This window comes from Blastococcus sp. SYSU DS1021, from assembly GCF_054050995.1.
Map to the genome: position 1 here is coordinate 21,910 of NZ_JBJHAL010000010.1, position 16,226 is coordinate 38,135.

At 72.8% G+C, this 16,226-nt stretch carries 15 protein-coding genes and 4 tRNA genes; 5 read left to right on the forward strand and 14 right to left on the reverse strand.

Going from position 1 to position 16,226, the window contains the following annotated elements; genetic code table 11:
* Positions 1-80: 80 nt before the first annotated feature.
* From rplA to ACI8AP_RS09435, 5 genes are all read right to left on the reverse strand, one after another.
* On the reverse strand, positions 81-791 hold the full coding sequence (gene rplA / locus ACI8AP_RS09415; protein WP_456589080.1) for a 50S ribosomal protein L1: 711 nt from the start codon (positions 789-791) through the stop codon (positions 81-83).
* A 135-nt stretch (positions 792-926) separates the two neighbouring features.
* Positions 927-1,358, reverse strand: coding sequence for a 50S ribosomal protein L11 (gene rplK, locus ACI8AP_RS09420; protein ID WP_456589081.1), 432 nt, complete (start codon positions 1,356-1,358; stop codon positions 927-929).
* Positions 1,359-1,408: 50 nt separating this feature from the next.
* Positions 1,409-2,311 (reverse strand): transcription termination/antitermination protein NusG, encoded by a 903-nt coding sequence (nusG, locus tag ACI8AP_RS09425; RefSeq protein WP_456589082.1) that lies wholly within the window; start codon positions 2,309-2,311, stop codon positions 1,409-1,411.
* 118 nt (positions 2,312-2,429) lie between these two features.
* Positions 2,430-2,969, reverse strand: a complete 540-nt coding sequence (gene secE, locus ACI8AP_RS09430; RefSeq protein ID WP_456589083.1) for a preprotein translocase subunit SecE — start codon at positions 2,967-2,969, stop codon at positions 2,430-2,432.
* A gap of 69 nt (positions 2,970-3,038) precedes the next feature.
* Positions 3,039-3,114: transfer RNA gene (locus ACI8AP_RS09435), tRNA-Trp, on the reverse strand.
* A gap of 239 nt (positions 3,115-3,353) precedes the next feature.
* On the opposite strand from ACI8AP_RS09435, the gene ACI8AP_RS09440 reads away from it, so the two are divergent.
* Positions 3,354-4,610 (forward strand): pyridoxal phosphate-dependent aminotransferase, encoded by a 1,257-nt coding sequence (locus ACI8AP_RS09440; RefSeq protein WP_456589084.1) that lies wholly within the window; start codon positions 3,354-3,356, stop codon positions 4,608-4,610.
* Between the two features lie 84 nt (positions 4,611-4,694).
* Here the strand turns inward: ACI8AP_RS09440 and ACI8AP_RS09445 are convergent, their stop codons facing one another.
* The 6 genes from ACI8AP_RS09445 to ACI8AP_RS09470 form a co-directional block, all read right to left on the reverse strand.
* A complete protein-coding gene (locus ACI8AP_RS09445) occupies positions 4,695-5,102 on the reverse strand; it encodes a MaoC family dehydratase (protein ID WP_456589085.1) in 408 nt (135 codons plus the stop codon).
* Positions 5,099-5,545, reverse strand: a complete 447-nt coding sequence (locus ACI8AP_RS09450) for an FAS1-like dehydratase domain-containing protein (protein ID WP_456589086.1) — start codon at positions 5,543-5,545, stop codon at positions 5,099-5,101. The genes ACI8AP_RS09445 and ACI8AP_RS09450 overlap by 4 nt, the downstream gene beginning before the upstream one ends.
* Positions 5,546-5,578: 33 nt before the next feature.
* Complete coding sequence (gene rpmG, locus ACI8AP_RS09455) at positions 5,579-5,743, reverse strand: 50S ribosomal protein L33 (protein ID WP_091770212.1); 165 nt, start codon at positions 5,741-5,743, stop codon at positions 5,579-5,581.
* A gap of 108 nt (positions 5,744-5,851) precedes the next feature.
* Positions 5,852-5,925, reverse strand: a tRNA-Met gene (locus ACI8AP_RS09460).
* A 56-nt stretch (positions 5,926-5,981) separates the two neighbouring features.
* Positions 5,982-6,054 (reverse strand) — tRNA-Thr (locus ACI8AP_RS09465).
* A 146-nt stretch (positions 6,055-6,200) separates the two neighbouring features.
* A complete protein-coding gene (locus tag ACI8AP_RS09470; RefSeq protein WP_456589087.1) occupies positions 6,201-8,657 on the reverse strand; it encodes a putative bifunctional diguanylate cyclase/phosphodiesterase in 2,457 nt (818 codons plus the stop codon).
* A gap of 758 nt (positions 8,658-9,415) precedes the next feature.
* Between ACI8AP_RS09470 and ACI8AP_RS09475 the strand changes: the two genes are divergently transcribed.
* Positions 9,416-9,847, forward strand: a complete 432-nt coding sequence (locus tag ACI8AP_RS09475; protein WP_456589088.1) for a pilus assembly protein TadG-related protein — start codon at positions 9,416-9,418, stop codon at positions 9,845-9,847.
* 54 nt (positions 9,848-9,901) lie between these two features.
* Here ACI8AP_RS09475 and ACI8AP_RS09480 read toward each other — a convergent pair.
* A tRNA-Tyr gene (locus tag ACI8AP_RS09480) sits at positions 9,902-9,983 on the reverse strand.
* Positions 9,984-10,075: 92 nt separating this feature from the next.
* On the opposite strand from ACI8AP_RS09480, the gene ACI8AP_RS09485 reads away from it, so the two are divergent.
* The gene (locus tag ACI8AP_RS09485; protein ID WP_456589089.1) at positions 10,076-10,567 is read left to right on the forward strand and encodes a YajQ family cyclic di-GMP-binding protein; all 492 of its coding nucleotides are present in this window, start codon (positions 10,076-10,078) and stop codon (positions 10,565-10,567) included.
* A 70-nt stretch (positions 10,568-10,637) separates the two neighbouring features.
* Here ACI8AP_RS09485 and htpX read toward each other — a convergent pair whose 3' ends face one another.
* Complete coding sequence (gene htpX / locus ACI8AP_RS09490; RefSeq protein ID WP_456589090.1) at positions 10,638-11,510, reverse strand: zinc metalloprotease HtpX; 873 nt, start codon at positions 11,508-11,510, stop codon at positions 10,638-10,640.
* Between the two features lie 192 nt (positions 11,511-11,702).
* On the opposite strand from htpX, the gene ACI8AP_RS09495 reads away from it, so the two are divergent.
* Entirely contained in the window at positions 11,703-13,670 is a 1,968-nt protein-coding gene (locus ACI8AP_RS09495; RefSeq protein WP_456589091.1) for a 2-oxoacid:acceptor oxidoreductase subunit alpha, read from the forward strand.
* Complete coding sequence (locus ACI8AP_RS09500) at positions 13,667-14,761, forward strand: 2-oxoacid:ferredoxin oxidoreductase subunit beta (protein WP_456589092.1); 1,095 nt, start codon at positions 13,667-13,669, stop codon at positions 14,759-14,761. The genes ACI8AP_RS09495 and ACI8AP_RS09500 overlap by 4 nt, the downstream gene beginning before the upstream one ends.
* A 69-nt stretch (positions 14,762-14,830) precedes the next feature.
* Here the strand turns inward: ACI8AP_RS09500 and pdxR are convergent, their stop codons facing one another.
* Complete coding sequence (pdxR, locus tag ACI8AP_RS09505; protein ID WP_456589093.1) at positions 14,831-16,204, reverse strand: MocR-like pyridoxine biosynthesis transcription factor PdxR; 1,374 nt, start codon at positions 16,202-16,204, stop codon at positions 14,831-14,833.
* Positions 16,205-16,226 lie beyond the last annotated feature (22 nt).

Below are 16,226 nucleotides of genomic sequence, written 5' to 3' on the forward strand. Positions count from 1 at the left end.
CGGGGCCGTCGTGCGGGCCTGGAACGGCCCCGTCCCGGTCCCGCCCTGAGCTCGCGAAGGGCGGGGAGGACGGGGTCCTTCTACTCGTCCACCGTCAGGTTGCGAGTGCGGTTCGGGTCGACCGGGATGCCGGGGCCCATCGTGGTGGAGATGGTGACCTTCTTGAGGTACCGACCCTTGGCCGAGGACGGCTTGGCGCGGAGGACCTCGTCGAGGGCAGCGGCGTAGTTCTCGACCAGCTTGGCCTCGTCGAAGGACGTCTTGCCGATCACCAGGTGCAGGTTCGCCTGCTTGTCGACGCGGAAGTTGATCTTCCCACCCTTGATGTCGTTGACGGCCTTGGTGACGTCGGGGGTCACCGTGCCGGTCTTCGGGTTCGGCATCAGGCCGCGAGGGCCGAGGATGCGGGCGATCCGGCCGACCTTGGCCATCTGGTCCGGCGTCGCGATCGCCGCGTCGAAGTCCAGGAAGCCGCCCTGGATGCGCTCGATCAGGTCGTCGGAGCCCACGACGTCGGCGCCGGCGGCCTCGGCCTCGGCGGCCTTGTCACCGGTCGCGAAGACGATGACGCGGGCGGTCTTGCCGGTGCCGTGGGGCAGGTTGACCGTGCCGCGGACCATCTGGTCGGCCTTGCGCGGGTCGACGCCCAGGCGCATGGCGACCTCGACGGTGGCGTCGTAGGCGGTCGTCGACGTGTCCTTGGCCAGCGTGGCGGCCTGGAGCGGGCTGTACAGGTTGTCGCGGTCGACCTTCTCGGCCACCGCGCGGTACTTCTTGCCGTGCTTCGCCATGGTGTGTCCTCTCCGGGGGCTCGTGCCCCGGTCATGTGGTGAACGGGCCTGGCGTGGCCCTCCCACTGATGAAGGACCTCGTTCTCCTCACCCCTCGCACGCTCGGGGCGAGCCTCGGAACGAGGCCGTTGCTGGTCAGTTGGTGACGGTGATGCCCATCGACCGGGCGGTGCCGGCGATGATCTTCTCGGCCTGGTCGAGGTCGTTGGCGTTGAGGTCGGCCATCTTGGTCTGGGCGATCTCGCGGACCTGGTCACGGGTGACCGTGGCGACCTTGGTCTTGTGCGGCTCCCCCGAGCCCTTCTCGACACCGGCGGCCTTGAGCAGCATGCGCGCGGCCGGCGGGGTCTTGGTGACGAAGGTGAAGGACCGGTCCTCGAAGACCGAGATCTCCACGGGGACGACGTTCCCACGCTGCGACTCGGTCGCGGCGTTGTACGCCTTGCAGAACTCCATGATGTTGACGCCGTGCTGACCCAGCGCCGGACCGACGGGCGGCGCGGGGGTGGCCGCACCGGCGTTGATCTGGAGCTTGATGACCGCGGTCAACCGCTTCCTGGGGGGCATGCTCTGTTCTCCGGTTCAGGTTGGGTGGTGAAGTCTTCGGGGCACGTCCGTCAGATCTTTTGGACCTGACTGAACGAGAGCTCGACGGGCGTCTCGCGGCCGAAGATGGAGACCAGCACCTGCAGCTTCTGCTGTTCGGCGTTGATCTCGTTGATGGTGGCGGGCAGCGTGGCGAACGGACCGTCCATGACCGTGACCGACTCGCCGACCTCGAAGTCGACGACGGCGGTCGGGGCGGCGGCGCCGCCCGGGCTCGCGGCGGCGGCCTCGGTGACGCGCGGCGCCTGCGGCGTAACGGCCGGGGCGAGGATCTTCACGACCTCGTCGATGGTCAGCGGCGAGGGCTTGGAGGTCGCACCGACGAAGCCGGTGACCCCGGGGGTGTTGCGGACCGCCCCCCACGACTCGTCGTTGAGCTCCATGCGGACCAGCAGGTAGCCCGGCAGGACCTTGCGGTTGACCTGCGAGCGCTTGCCGTTCTTGATCTCGGTGACCTCCTCGGTGGGCACCTCGATCTGGTAGATGTAGTCCTCCACGTCCAGGGACTGGATGCGCGCCTCGAGGTTGGTCTTCACCTTGTTCTCGTAGCCCGCGTAGGAGTGGACGACGTACCAGTCGCCCGGGGCGATGCGCAGCGCCTTGCGGAGCGCCTCGACCGGGTCCTCGTCCTCCTCCGCCGCGACGTCGGAGTCCGGGGCGGGCGCGGCCTGCGGGTCGGTCGCGAGGGTGTCGGGGTCACCGCTCTCGATCTCCGGCGTCGCGTCGGCGACCTCGCCGTCGGAGATGGCGGCACCCGCAGCGAGGGCGGCGGTGTCGCTGGAGCCCTCGGCGGCACCGGCCTCGTCGGCGCCGGTCTCGACGTCGGCGGTGCCGCGCTCGTCGAAGCGGGCGTCGTCCAGGTCGGTGCCCTCGACCGCGTTGTCGGTCTCGAAGGGCTCGCGGGGGTCGGTCACTGCTTCTCCTCGGTGGCGCTCGCCGGCGTCGTGACCGACGGTGCTGCGCTCATTGGTGATCTCGCAAGCTCGATCACAGGGTCTCTTCCATGTCAGGGGCGTTCGGGCGCGGGGCGGATCAACCGAAGACGGCGAGCACGCCCTGGGCGAAGAGCAGGTCGAGGCCGGCCACCAGCGCGACGATGAACGCGACGAACACGATCACCACGGTCGTGTAGGTGATCAGCTCCCGCCGACCCGGCCAGATGACCTTGCGCAGCTCGGCGACGACTTCGCGCAGGAAGCGCGCGAGCGAACGGCGGGGCTGCATCTCGTCGGAGCGAGCCCGCTCCGCCGCGGCCCGCGACCGGGTCGGAGCGCCCTCGCGGGCGGGCTCGGTGGCCGACCGCGCGGCGCGGCGCGACGGCGCCGCCGGCTCGTCGTCCTCGTCGCCGTCGGCGGTGATCCGGCCCCGTCGGCGGGCGCCCCGGTCACCCGGGCGGGCCGCGACGACCTTGTCCTCGTCGGCCTCGGCCTCGCCGGCCACCTGATCCTCGGCGGCCTCCAGCGCCCCTGCGTCATCGACGCCGGGGGCCTCCTGGTCGAGCTGCTCGTCGGTGAGCTCGGCGTCGGAGGCGGCGCGCGCGTCGTCCTCGCGGCCCGGCTTCTCGTCGCTCACTGCGCCTCGCTCGCCTCGTCGTGGTGGCCTCTCCCGCGAGGGCCGTCGGTCGGTGGTGCCGTGTCCTGCTGGCAGGGGTGACAGGACTTGAACCTGCAGCCTGCGGTTTTGGAGACCGCTGCTCTGCCAATTGAGCTACACCCCTATGCCCTGCCGGGCCCCGGAGCGTCTCGCCGCCACGGCGACCTCGACCCCCGGACGGGGATCCGGGGCACGCCGGTGGCGGGGTCAACAGGCCCCGGTGAAGCCAGTGTACGGGACCGGACCGGGGAGGAGCGAACGTCCCACCGGCCCCACCCCTCGCGGGGCCCCGCCGCCGGGCCCCCCGCCCGTTCGGGACCGGGCGGGCGGCCCGGGGGCCGTGGTCTTTGACACCATGACCCCATGACCGACGCCTCCGCCACGGAGCCCGCCGCCCGCTCGACCGAGCTGCCGCCCGCCGCGCGCCGCATCTCCCGCCGCATCGGCGCCATCGCCGAGTCCGCGACGCTCGCCGTGGACGCGAAGGCCAAGGCCCTCAAGGCCGCCGGGAAGCCGGTGATCGGGTTCGGCGCCGGTGAGCCGGACTTCCCGACGCCGGACTACGTCGTCGAGGCCGCCATCACCGCCGCACGGACGCCGGCGATGCACCGGTACACCCCCGCCGGCGGGCTGCCGGCCCTCAAGGAGGCGATCGTCGCCAAGACCGCGCGCGACTCCGGGCTGCGGATCACCCCCGCCCAGGTGCTGGTCACCAACGGCGGCAAGCAGGCGGTCTACGAGGCGTTCGCGACGATGCTCGACCCCGGCGACGAGGTCATCGTGCCCGCGCCCTACTGGACCACCTATCCCGAGGCCATCCGCCTGGCCGGCGGCGTCCCGGTGCCGGTCGTGGCCGACGAGCAGAGCGGCTACCTGGTGTCGGCCGCCCAGCTCGAGGCCGTCCGCACCCCGCGCACGAAGGCCCTGCTCTTCTGCTCGCCCTCCAACCCCACCGGCGCGGTGTACCCGGCGGAGCAGGTGGAGGAGATCGGCCGCTGGGCGCTCGAGGCCGGCCTGTGGGTGCTCACCGACGAGATCTACGAGCACCTCACCTACGCCGGGGCGACGGCACCCTCGATGCCGGTCCTGGTCCCCGAGCTCGCCGACCGGTGCGTCGTGGTGAACGGGGTCGCCAAGACGTACGCGATGACCGGCTGGCGGGTGGGCTGGATCGTCGGCCCGGCCGACGTGGTCAAGGCCGCGACCAACCTCCAGTCCCACGCGACCTCCAACGTCGCCAACGTCTCCCAGGCCGCGGCCGTCGCAGCCCTGAACGGGGACCTCTCCGCGGTGGCCACCATGCGGGAGGCGTTCGACCGCCGCCGGCAGACCATCGTCTCGATGCTGCGCGAGATCCCCGGCGTCGCCTGCCCCGAGCCGCAGGGCGCCTTCTACGTCTACCCGTCCGTGAAGGGGCTGCTCGGCCGTCCGATCGGTGGCCGCACCGCCGGCACCAGTGCGGAACTGGCCGAGCTGATCCTGGAGCAGGCCGAGGTGGCGGTCGTGCCCGGAGAGGCGTTCGGGACGCCCGGCTACGTCCGGATGTCCTACGCCCTGGGTGACGACGACCTGGTCGAGGGCGTCAGCCGCATGCAGCGGCTGCTCGGTCAGGCGGACTGAGGAGGGGCCCGGACCGGCGCCGTCAGCGGGGCGGGTCCGCCTCGTCCAGGGCCGCGGCCCGGGCGGGGAGGGCCGGCGCCGGTGTCAGGGGAGCCGGACGACCGCGCGGGCCAGGGACAGCACCTTCTCGCCGTCGCTGGTGACCGCCAGGTCGACCCGCGCCCGGCCGTCGTCCAGGAGGGCGGCGACCGTGCCCCGCACGGTCAGCTCCGCGCCGGCGTCGTCGTCGGGGACGACCACCGGCCGCCCGAACCGGACCTGGTACTCGACGAGCGCCGCCGGGTCCCCCGTCCAGCCGGTGACCGCCCGCGCGGCGAGCGCCATGGTGAACATGCCGTGGGCGATGACGCCGGGCAGGCCGACCTCGCGGGCCACCCGCTCGTTCCAGTGGATGGGGTTGAAGTCGCCGGAGGCGCCGGCGTAGCGGACCAGGTCCGCCCGGGTGATCCGGACGACCAGCTCCGGGAGCTCGGTCCCGACCGCCACGGTCATGCCGCACCTCGCGCGACGAGCATCGAGGTGGCCGTGCAGACCGCCTCGCCGTCCTCCGTGGCCAGCTCCACCCTCGCCGTCAGCAGGTCGTTGCCGGCGACGGTGCGGGCGGCGTCGATGGTGGTGGTCGCGACCAGCCGGTCGCCGGCCCGGATGGGGCGGTGGTGGACGAACTTCTGCTCGCCGTGGACGACCCGGCTGTAGTCCAGCCCCACCTCGGGGTCGCCGAGCACCACGAACGCCGCCTCCAGGCTCACCACGATGGCGAAGGTGGGCGGCGCGATGACGTCGGGGTGGCCGGCCGCCCGGGCCGCGTCGACGTCGCGGTGCACCGCGTCCTCGGCACCGACGGCGGTGGCGAACTCGGCGATCTTGGCCCGCCCGACCTCGTAGACGGCAGAGGGCGGGTAGCTGCGCCCGACCAGTTCCCGGTCCAGCGCCATGCTCCCGCCCTCTCGCTCAGCTGCCGCGGACCGTCAGCGGGTCTCGCGGTGCAGCGTGTGCTTGCGCTCGCGCGGGCAGTACTTCATCAGCTCGAGCCGGTCGGGGTCGTTCCGCCGGTTCTTGCGCGTGATGTAGTTGCGGTTCTTGCACTCCTGGCAGGCCAGGGTGATCTTCGGACGGACGTCGGTGGCTGCCACGGGAGCGCTCCTAGCCTTGTGGGACAGGACCCGGGACCGGGCCCTGCTGCCGCACCGGCCAGGTGGCCGACACGGCGACGGACCCCGGGGTGCGGGGTCCGTCGGGAGTAGCGGTGACCGGACTTGAACCGGTGACACAGCGATTATGAGCCGCTTGCTCTACCAGGCTGAGCTACACCGCCGGGGTGACCGCCCGGGCCGGTCTCGCGACAGGACCGGTAGGTCAGGTTACTGCCAGAGCCCCTTTACGGAATCGAACCGTAGACCTTCTCCTTACCATGGAGACGCTCTGCCGACTGAGCTAAAGGGGCGTGCTCCGAGGAGCCATCGAAGACTGTACCCGATGCCTCCGGCCCCCCTGCAGGGGCCTGCCGCGAGCACCCGGACGTGCTGGAACGGCCCCGCGCCAGGGGCCCGGCGCGAGCTCGCGAGCGGTGGGGGGACGCGGGGTCCTTCGTCAGGTCCGGACGTACAGGCGGCGGTGGGTGGTCCCCGGTGCGGCGGAGCGCACGCCGGTCCGGGCGAGCAACCACTTCTCCAGCCGGTCCTCGGGCAGCGGCCGGCTGATCAGGAAGCCCTGCAGCTTGTCGCAGCCCATGGCGATCAGCTGGTTGCGCGTCATCTCGTCCTCGACGCCTTCCGCCACCACGCACAGCCCCAGGTTGTGGGCCAGCTCGATGATCGAGCGCGCGATGAACGACTCCCCCTGACTGGTGGCCATGGTGAGCACGAAGGACTTGTCGATCTTCAGCTCGTCGATGGGCAGCTGCCGGAGCTGGGAGAGCGACGAGTAGCCGGTGCCGAAGTCGTCCATGGACAGCCGGAGCCCCAGGTCGTGCAGGTTGTCCAGGACCGAGCTCTCCCGCACCGAGTCGTTCACGACGCTGCTCTCGGTCAGTTCCAGGATCAGCAGCTCGCCGGGGACGTCGTGCCGCTCCAGCGCACCGCGGATCCGCTCGACGAGGTCGGGCTCGCTCAGCGAGCACGCGGAGACGTTGACCGCGACCGACAGCGAGATGCCCTGGTCCAGCCAGCGCCGGCACCGCGCGAGCGCGAGCTCCAGGACGTGGTCGGTGACCGCCCCGATCCGGCCGATCTGCTCGGCCAGCCCGATCACGTCCTCGGGCGGGATGCTGCCGTAGCGCGGGTGGGTCCAGCGCACGAGCGTCTCCACCGACACGATGTCGGAGGTCTGCGCGTCGATGACCGGCTGGAAGACGACGTCGATGTGCCCGTCGGCCATCGCCTGCTCGAGCTCGGTGCCCAGCTGCAGGCGGCGCAGGCTCTGCTGGTCCAGCACCGGGTGGTAGCTGGCCACGCCACCGGCCTCCCCGGCCGCCAGCAGGGCGACGTCGGCGCGCTGCATGAGCGCGCCGGCGTCGGTGCCGTGCACCGGTGCGGCGGCGACGCCGATGGTCAGCGAAACCTCCAGGTCGAGGCCGGCCACCCGGACCCGCGTGGCCGCGGCCTCGCGCAGCCGCCGGGCCGCCTGCTCGGTGGCGGCCAGGGAGAGACCGGGCAGCAGGACGGCGAACTGCTCCCGCTCCATGCGGGCCAGGAGCGCGCGCGGCGGGGCGTGCTCGCGGAGCAGCCCGGCGGTGACCAGCAGCAGCTCGTCGCTGGCGGCGTGCCCGAGGGTGTCGGTGACGTCGGCGTAGGTGCCGAGCGAGGCGAGGATGAGGCCGGCTTGGCCGCCCTCGGGGTCCTCGGCCACCAGGGCCTCGATCTCCGCGGCGAGCCGCTGGCGGTTCGGCAGGCCGGTGAGCCGGTCGTGGTCGGCGTCGAAGCGGATGCGGGTGAGCAGCTGCTGCTGCCGGATCGCGGCGTTGATGTGGGTGAGCATCGACTCCAGGGCGCCGCGCTCGCTGCTGCCGAAGGAGACGGCGTCGCTGCGCCGGTCGCACACCTCCAGGTAGCCCGGCTCGCCGGCGGCCGTGGTCACCGGCGCCGCGAGCAGCTCGGCGACCCCCCGCCGGGCGAGAGCCGCCGCCTCGACCTCGTCGGCGCGGCCGGCCGCGACGTGGATCGCCCCGGCCGAGGCGACCGCGCGACGGCGCAGCACGTCGTCGGGGTCGCCCGGCCCGTCGTACCAGTCGGCACCGCCCTCGGTGGCGACGACCAGCCGCGGCCCCTCGTCGAGGTAAGGCGGCAGCCACAGGGCGACCCGCTCGGCGTTGAGGAGCTCCTGCACCGCCTGCACGATCCGCCGGGTTCCCGACTCGTCGGGCTGCACCTGCTCCACCCGGCGGGCGAAGGCGTAGACCCGCTCCAGGGACTGGCTCTCCCGGGTGACCTCGGCGAACCGGCGGTAGAGCAGCACGAGCGCGACCACGAGTGGGGTGAGGATGACCGCGGCCCACAGGGTGGTGTCCAGCAGCAGCAGGATGGCCAGGCCGATGACGACGGCCAGCGGCTGGACGACGACGACGGGCACGAAGAGGCTCGTCCAGACCGAACGTCCGGGATACCCCTGGGTCAGGGTGATGGCCCCGGCCACCATGCCGGCCCCCACGACGTTGGCCGCGAAGACGGCCAGCAAGCAGGACGCCCACGTCAGCGGATCCCTGATGTCACCCGCCGGGAGCAGTTCCAGCACCCCGATGGCGACCGCGCTGTCGATGACCGCCACGGCGACGTTGAACACGATCTTGGGCCGCGGATAGCGCTGGATCGCCAGGACGGTGCCGACGGCCAGGGCGCGGGTGACGGCGGTCCAGACCCCGCCCACCACGAGGAGCGCGATGACGAAGGCCACCTCGCTCGCCGAGTTGACGAAGCTGTGCCGCCGGAACTCGACGTGGACGTTGACCCACTCGGCGAGCATCGCGGCCAGCAGGACCGCGACGAGGACCCGACCATCGACCGCGAGCGGTTCCCGCGCCACCACGGCGGCGCCCGCCGGGACGGCGACCACCAGGGCGAGGGTCGCGACCGCCCAGGGACTGCGGACGGTACGCGGGCGTGTACGCTCACGAACGTCCTGCTCAGCCACGTGCACGGCACTCCCCGGGTCGTCGGGCGGGCGAAGGCTAGCAGCGGTGTCGATCACCGCCACCCTCCCCGCACCCGGGAGAGCGACCCGTCCACCACGGTCATCGGCACGCGGCACCCCGGACATGAGTGCGGGGCAGCCGGCCCATCGGACCGACTGCCCCGCACGAAGTCCGGCGACCGGGCGCCGCGGAGGCTCAGGCCTCGTTGCGGCCCCACTTGACACCGCGGCCCCACTTCACACCGCGGCCCCACTTCACACCCCGGGTACCGATCTCACGCTGCGTGCTGCTGTTCATGGCGCCTCCCTCGTGGCACGACTGTTGGCTGTTGCGGCAGCCATCCGCGCGCGGGGCAGGGCGTCGTCGAATACGGACCGCGCGGGTGACACTCCTTCCCGTCACCGGCCGCCACAAGCATCTCGATCACGACACGCCGCGTGACCCGTCGTGTCGTCACCAGCCGCCACGCTGATCACACGACGCGTGATCTGGCCCCTCCTCCGCCGACCGCGTGCGCGGACCGGCAGTTCCAGCCGCGGATCCTGCCGGTCCGCGCACACTGCGCACCCGCGCAGACGCACGGGCGTGCACGAGGACGGGTGAACCGTCCTCCGCGGTGGTCCACAGATCGTGTCGACGCCCCGCGGACGCCGGGGTGCACGCGCTTACGCTGCCGCGCGTGCACCCCGGCCCGGACGACCGCGAGCGCGGCTCGACGCTGCCGTTCGTGCTGGTGTGCTGGCTCGTCGCGGCGCTGATGGCCTTCGGGGCGATCGCCGCCTCCGATGCCTTCCTCGAACAGCAGTCCGTGCAGTCGGTCTGCGACGGCGCCGCCCTGGCCGCGGCCAACCAGGCCGACGAGGCGGTGGTCTACGCGCACGGGGTGGGGACCGAGCTCCCGCTCGGCCGCGCCGCCGCGCAGACGGCGGTCGCCGACCAGCTCGCCGACGGGGGGCTCGCACTGGACAGCTGGACCGCCGAGACCGACGGGGCCGAGGTGACGGTGCGGTGCACCCGCCACGTCGACATCGCGTTCGGCTGGCTCTTCCTGGGTGGTCAGCAGCTGGAGCGCACCGCCGTCTCCAGCGCCCGGGCTCCCACGGCGCCCTGACCCCGGTACGCGAACGGCCCCCGACCTGGTGGTCGGGGGCCGTCGTACCGGGCGTGGCGGGTGAAGGATTCGAACCTTCGAAGGCTAAGCCGACGGATTTACAGTCCGCTCCCATTGGCCACTCGGGCAACCCGCCGTGTTTGGTACCGGGAGAGAGTAACAAGAGGACGGACCCACGGGTGACGGGTCCCCGGCGCGCCGGGGCCCGTCCGGCATGAGAGGAGAGACATGGCCGACGCATCGTTCGACGTCGTGAGCAAGGTCGACCGGCAGGAGGTCGACAACGCCCTCAACCAGACGGGCAAGGAGCTCTCGCAGCGCTTCGACTTCCGCGGCACCAACGCCACCATCGCGTGGGCCGGGGAGGAAGGCGTGACCCTCCAGGCGGACACCGAGGAGCGGGTCTCGGCCGCGCTCGAGGTGTTCAAGGAGAAGCTGGTCAAGCGGGGCATCTCGCTCAAGGTGCTGGACGCCGGCGAGCCGCAGTCCTCGGGGAAGAGCTACAAGATCGGTGCGACGATCAAGCAGGGCATCGAGTCCGACGTCGCGAAGAAGATCGCCAAGCTGATCCGCGACGAGGGCCCCAAGGGCGTGCAGGCGCAGATCCAGGGCGACCAGCTGCGGGTCAGCGGCAAGAAGCGCGACGACCTGCAGGCGGTGCAGCAGCTCCTCCGCGGGGCCGACCTCGACGTCGCCCTGCAGTTCGACAACTACCGGTGACCTGATGGAACGGCCCCCTCGCAGGGACCGGCGGCGCGCAGAGCGTGGCGTGGGGAGCGAGGGGGCCCTTCTACCGGCCGAGCTCGCGGGCCATCTGCTCCAGCCGGGCGATCCGCTGCGGCATGGGCGGGTGGCTGGCGAACAGCGACGCCATGCCCGCCCCGCGGAACGGGTTCGCGATCATCAGGTGGCTCTGGGTGACCAGCCGGTCCTCCTGCGGCAGCGGCCGGGCCGCCGTCCCCCGCTCGATCACCCGCAGCGCGTCGGCCAACGCGAGCGGATCCTGCGACAGCTGGGCGCCCGAGGCGTCGGCCTGGTACTCCCGGCTGCGGCTGATCGCCATCTGCACCACGCCGGCGGCGATCGGCCCGAGGAGCATCAGCAGCAGGCCGCCGAGGGCGTTGCCGCCGCCGCGGTCGTCGGACCGGCCGCCGAACAACGAGGCGAACATCGCCATGTGGGCCAGGTAGGTGATCACCGTGGCCATGGCGCCGGCCACCGAGCTGATCAGGATGTCGCGGTTGTAGACGTGCGAGAGCTCGTGCGCGAGCACCCCCCGCAGCTGGCGCCGGTCGAGCAGCTCGAGGATGCCCTGGGTGACGCAGACGGCCGCGTGGCGCGGGTTGCGGCCGGTGGCGAACGCGTTGGGCTGGTTCGTCGGGCTCACGTAGAGACGGGGCATGGGCTGCCGCGCCTCCGTCGCGAGCTCGCGCACGATCGCGTACAGCTGCGGCGCCTGCGTCTCGGTCACCGGGAAGGCCCGCATCGCCCGCAGTGCCAGCTTGTCCGAGTTGAAGTAAGCGAAGCCGTTCACCCCGAGGGCGACCACCAGCGCGATGAACAGCCCGCCGTTGCCGCCGATCGCGTAGCCGGCGACGAGGATCAGCCCGCCCATGGCGCCCAGGAGGACGGCGGTCTTCAGTCCGTTGTTCCAGCGCTGCACGTCCGGTCCAACGCCGTCCCGGGAGCGCCCGTTCCCGGACGACGGACGCGCCCTCCCCCGGCGGAATGACCGCGCCACCGCAGCGGTTCCTCCTTCCGGACGCGGTGACATCTCGCCGCTGCGGCGTGTCCGGTTGCACATCCCGGCCGTGTACACGCGCACGTAACCTCGCCCGGTGGAGGTAGACCGCTGATGACTGGCACCAATCCGACCGTCGCGCCGTCGAGCTCGAACGGCGCCCCGGCCACCCCGGTGTCCGGCTCCGCTCCCGGTGGGCTCGTCAAGAGCGTCGTGGAGCTCGACCGCGTCGTCATCCGGCTGGCCGGTGACTCCGGCGACGGCATGCAGCTGACCGGCAACCGGTTCACCAGCGAGACGGCGTCGTTCGGCAACGACCTCAAGACGCTGCCGAACTTCCCCGCCGAGATCCGCGCGCCGACGGGGACCCTGCCGGGCGTCAGCTCCTTCCAGCTGCAGTTCGCCGACCACGACGTCATGACGCCGGGTGACGCCCCGGACGTGCTCGTGGCGATGAACCCGGCTGCGCTCAAGGCCAACCTCGGCGAACTGCCCGGCGGCGGCCTGCTGATCGTCGACTCCGACGAGTTCACCCCGCGCAACCTGGCGAAGGTCGGCTACGCGACCAACCCGCTGGAGGACGGCTCGCTCGAGGGGTGGCAGACCGTCAGCGTCCCGCTGACCTCGATGACCCTCGACGCGCTCGCCGACTCGGGCCTCGGCAAGAAGGAGGCCGAGCGCAGCAAGAACATGTTCACCCTCGGCCTGCTGAGCTGGATGTACCACCGGCCCACCGAGGGCACGGTCCGCTTCCTCGAGCGCCAGTTCCGCCGCAAGCCGGAGATCGCCGCGGCGAACATCGCCGCGTTCCGCGCCGGCTACAACTACGGCGACACCACCGAGGCCTTCGCCGTCTCCTACGAGATCAAGCCCGCCCCGATGAAGCCGGGCCGCTACCGGAACATCTCCGGCAACCAGGCGCTCGCCCTCGGCCTCGTCGCCGCCGGCCAGCGCTCGGGGCTCCCGGTGTTCCTCGGCGCGTACCCGATCACCCCGGCGTCGGACATCCTCCACGAGCTGTCCCGGCACAAGGCCTTCGGCGTGCGCACCTTCCAGGCCGAGGACGAGATCGCCGGCATCGGTGCGGCCCTCGGCGCCTCCTTCGGCGGCGCGCTGGGCATCACGACGACGTCGGGCCCCGGTGTGGCGCTCAAGGCCGAGACCATCGGTTTGGCGGTCATGACCGAGCTGCCGCTGGTCATCGTCGACGTCCAGCGCGGTGGCCCCTCCACCGGCCTGCCGACGAAGACCGAGCAGTCGGACCTGCTGCAGGCGATGTTCGGCCGCAACGGCGAGGCCCCGATCCCGGTCATCGCCCCGCGCTCCCCCGGTGACTGCTTCGACGCCGCCGTGGAGGCCGCGCGGATCGCGCTCGCCTACCGGACGCCGGTCATGCTGCTGTCGGACGGCTACCTCGCCAACGGCGCCGAGCCGTGGGCGATCCCGGACGCCGACTCGCTGCCCGACCTCACCGGGTCGGTGGCCTTCGCCACCGAGCCCAACGGCGAGGACGGCGAGTTCCTCCCCTACCTCCGCGACCCCGAGACCCTGGCGCGCGCCTGGGCGATCCCGGGCACCGCGGGCATGCAGCACCGGATCGGCGGGCTGGAGAAGGCCGACAGGACCGGCAACATCTCCTACGACCCGGCCAACCACGACTTCATGACCCGCACCCGGCAGGCGAAGATCGACGGCATCGCCGCGTCGATCCCGGCCACCGACGTCGACGACCCCGACGGCGACGCGCGCGTCGCCGTCATCGGGTGGGGCTCCACCTACGGCCCGATCGGCGCCGCCTGCCGGCGGATCCGGAGCTCCGGCCGGAAGGTCGCCCAGCTCCACCTGCGGCACATCAACCCGTTCCCCGCCGACCTCGGCGAGGTGCTGGCCCGGTACGACCGGGTCATCTGCCCGGAGATGAACCTCGGGCAGCTGGCCCTGCTGCTGCGCGCGAAGTACCTGGTGGACGTGCAGAGCCACACCCAGGTGCGCGGGCTGCCCTTCCGCGCGGCCGAGCTGGCCGCGGTGATCCAGGACGCCATCGACAGCACCACCGCACCCCTGAACGGAGCACCGCAGTGACCACCGTCGAACTCGGCATGCCGGACGCACCGACCCCCATCGACGCCGCCATCGCCCGCTCGCTCGAGCAGCACGGCCCCAAGCAGACCGAGCTCAAGGGCAAGGACTTCAAGACCGACCAGGAGGTCCGCTGGTGCCCCGGCTGCGGTGACTACGTCATCCTGAACGCGGTCCAGAGCTTCCTGCCGAGCCTGGGCATCGCCCGCGAGGACATGGTCATCGTGTCGGGCATCGGCTGCTCGTCGCGCTTCCCGTACTACATGAACACCTACGGGATGCACTCGATCCACGGCCGCGCCCCGGCGATCGCGACCGGCCTCGCCGCCTCACGCCCCGACCTCTCGGTGTGGGTCGTCACCGGCGACGGCGACGCGCTCTCCATCGGCGGCAACCACCTGATCCACGCGCTGCGGCGGAACGTCAACATGACGATCCTGCTGTTCAACAACCGGATCTACGGGCTCACCAAGGGCCAGTACTCGCCCACCTCCGAGGTCGGGAAGGTCACCAAGTCCACGCCGATGGGCTCGCTGGACCACCCGTTCAACCCGGTGTCGCTCGCCATCGGCGCGGACGCCACCTTCGTCGGCCGGGCGATGGACTCCGACCGCAAGGGCCTCACCGAGGTGCTGCGGCAGGCCGCGGAGCACCAGGGCACCTCGCTGGTGGAGATCTACCAGAACTGCAACATCTTCAACGACGGCGCGTTCGAGCTGCTGAAGGACCCGGCGACGGGCCCGATGTGGACGATCCCGCTCGTCCACGGCGAGCCGCTGGTGTTCGGCCCGGACGGCGCCTCCTGCGTGGTCCGCGACGACTTCGGGGGGCTGCGCATCGCCGAGACCAACCAGGTCGACGCGAGCGAGATCGTGGTGCACGACGCGACCCGCGAGGACCCGTCCTACGCGTTCGCGCTGTCCCGGCTGTCCACGCAGGACCTCCGGTACACCCCGATGGGCGTGTTCCGGAAGGTGGCGAAGCCGAGCTACGAGGCGATGATGTCCGAGCAGCTGCACGAGGCCCGGCTGCAGGGCCCCGGCGACCTCGACGCCCTGCTGGCCGGTGGGGACACCTGGGAGGTCAAGGCCTAGGAGGACCCCGTTCCGCGCGCACGGCCCGCCTCCCGCCCGGGAGGCGGGCCGTGCTGCGTCCGGGGCGGATCAGCGCCGGCCGTTCTCCCGCAGCACGTCGGTGAGCACCGGCAGGGCCCGGTGGAGCTGCTCCCGCGTCGGCGCGGCGAAGCCGAGCACCAGCCCGGCCCGGCCATCGTCCACCAGCGCGTGCCGGGCCAGCCCGTCGACGGCGATCCCCCGCGCCGCGGCCGCCGCGCGCACCGCCTCCTCCGCGGCGGTGCCGGGCAGCGGCACGAGGACGTGCGCCCCGGCGGCGTCCCCCTCCACCCGGCACCCGGCCGCCGCGACCGCGGCCCGCACCTCGCCCGCCCGCGCGACCAGTTCACGGCGCAGGCGGCGCAGATGCCGGGCGAGGTCCCCGGAGGCCGTGAACCCCGCGAAGACCCGCTGACCGGCGCGCGCGGGCCGGGTGCCGGTGGCGGTGCGGCGGAGCAGCAGTTCCGCCCGCAGCGGTTCGGGCGCCACCATCCAGCCGACGCCGAGGGTGGGGCTGAGGATCTTGCTCGTCGTGCCCAGGTGCACCACGACGTCAGGCCCCAGCGCGCCCAGCAGCGGCAGCGGGGCGACGTCGTAGCGCAGCTCCCCGTCGTAGTCGTCCTCCAGCACCCACCACCCCTCGGCGCGGGCCCGGGCGACCAGCGCGAGCCGGCGCGCGGCCGACATCCGGCGGCCGAGCGGGTACTGGTGGGCCGGCGTGCAGTAGACGGCGGCCACCCCGGACGGGAGCGCGTCGACGATCAGGCCGTCGTCGTCGACCGCGGCCGGGACGACCTCGACGCCGGCATCGCGCAGCGCACCGACGACGCGCTGGTAGCCAGGGTCCTCGACCGCCACCCGGCTGCCCGGCGGCAGCGCGCGCGCCACCTCCCCCACCGCCGCCGAGGTGCCGGCGGTGGCCAGCACCTCCTCCGGGCCGGCGGCCAGGCCCCGGTGCCGCAGGAGGTGCTCACCCACCGCCGATCGGAACGCGGGGTCACCGGCGGCGTCCGGGCGGGCGTCGGGCGCCTCGTCGCCCGCGGCCCGCCAGGCCCGCCGCCAAGCCGCCCGGTCGAGGACCTGCAGGCACGGCGACCCCGCCCGCAGGTCGACCAGCGCCGGTGCGGCCGGCGAGCGGACGGCCGGAGCGGGAGCCGCCGCGGGCGCCGCCGTCACCGCGCCGAGGACGTACGTGCCCGCGCCCCGGCGTCCGCCGAGCCATCCCTCGGCCAGCAGCTGGTCGTAGGCGGCGACGGTCACCGTGCGGCTCACCCGCAGCGCCGCGGCGAACGCCCGCGTCGACGGCAGCCGGTCCCCGGGGCGCAGCGTCCCGTCGGCGGCGGCGGTGCGCAGCGCCTCGGCCAGCTGGACCGACAGCGGCGTGCCCGAGCTGCGGTCGAGCAGCACCGGGGGGAGGTCGACCACGGTGCTCCTGCCGCCGACGAAG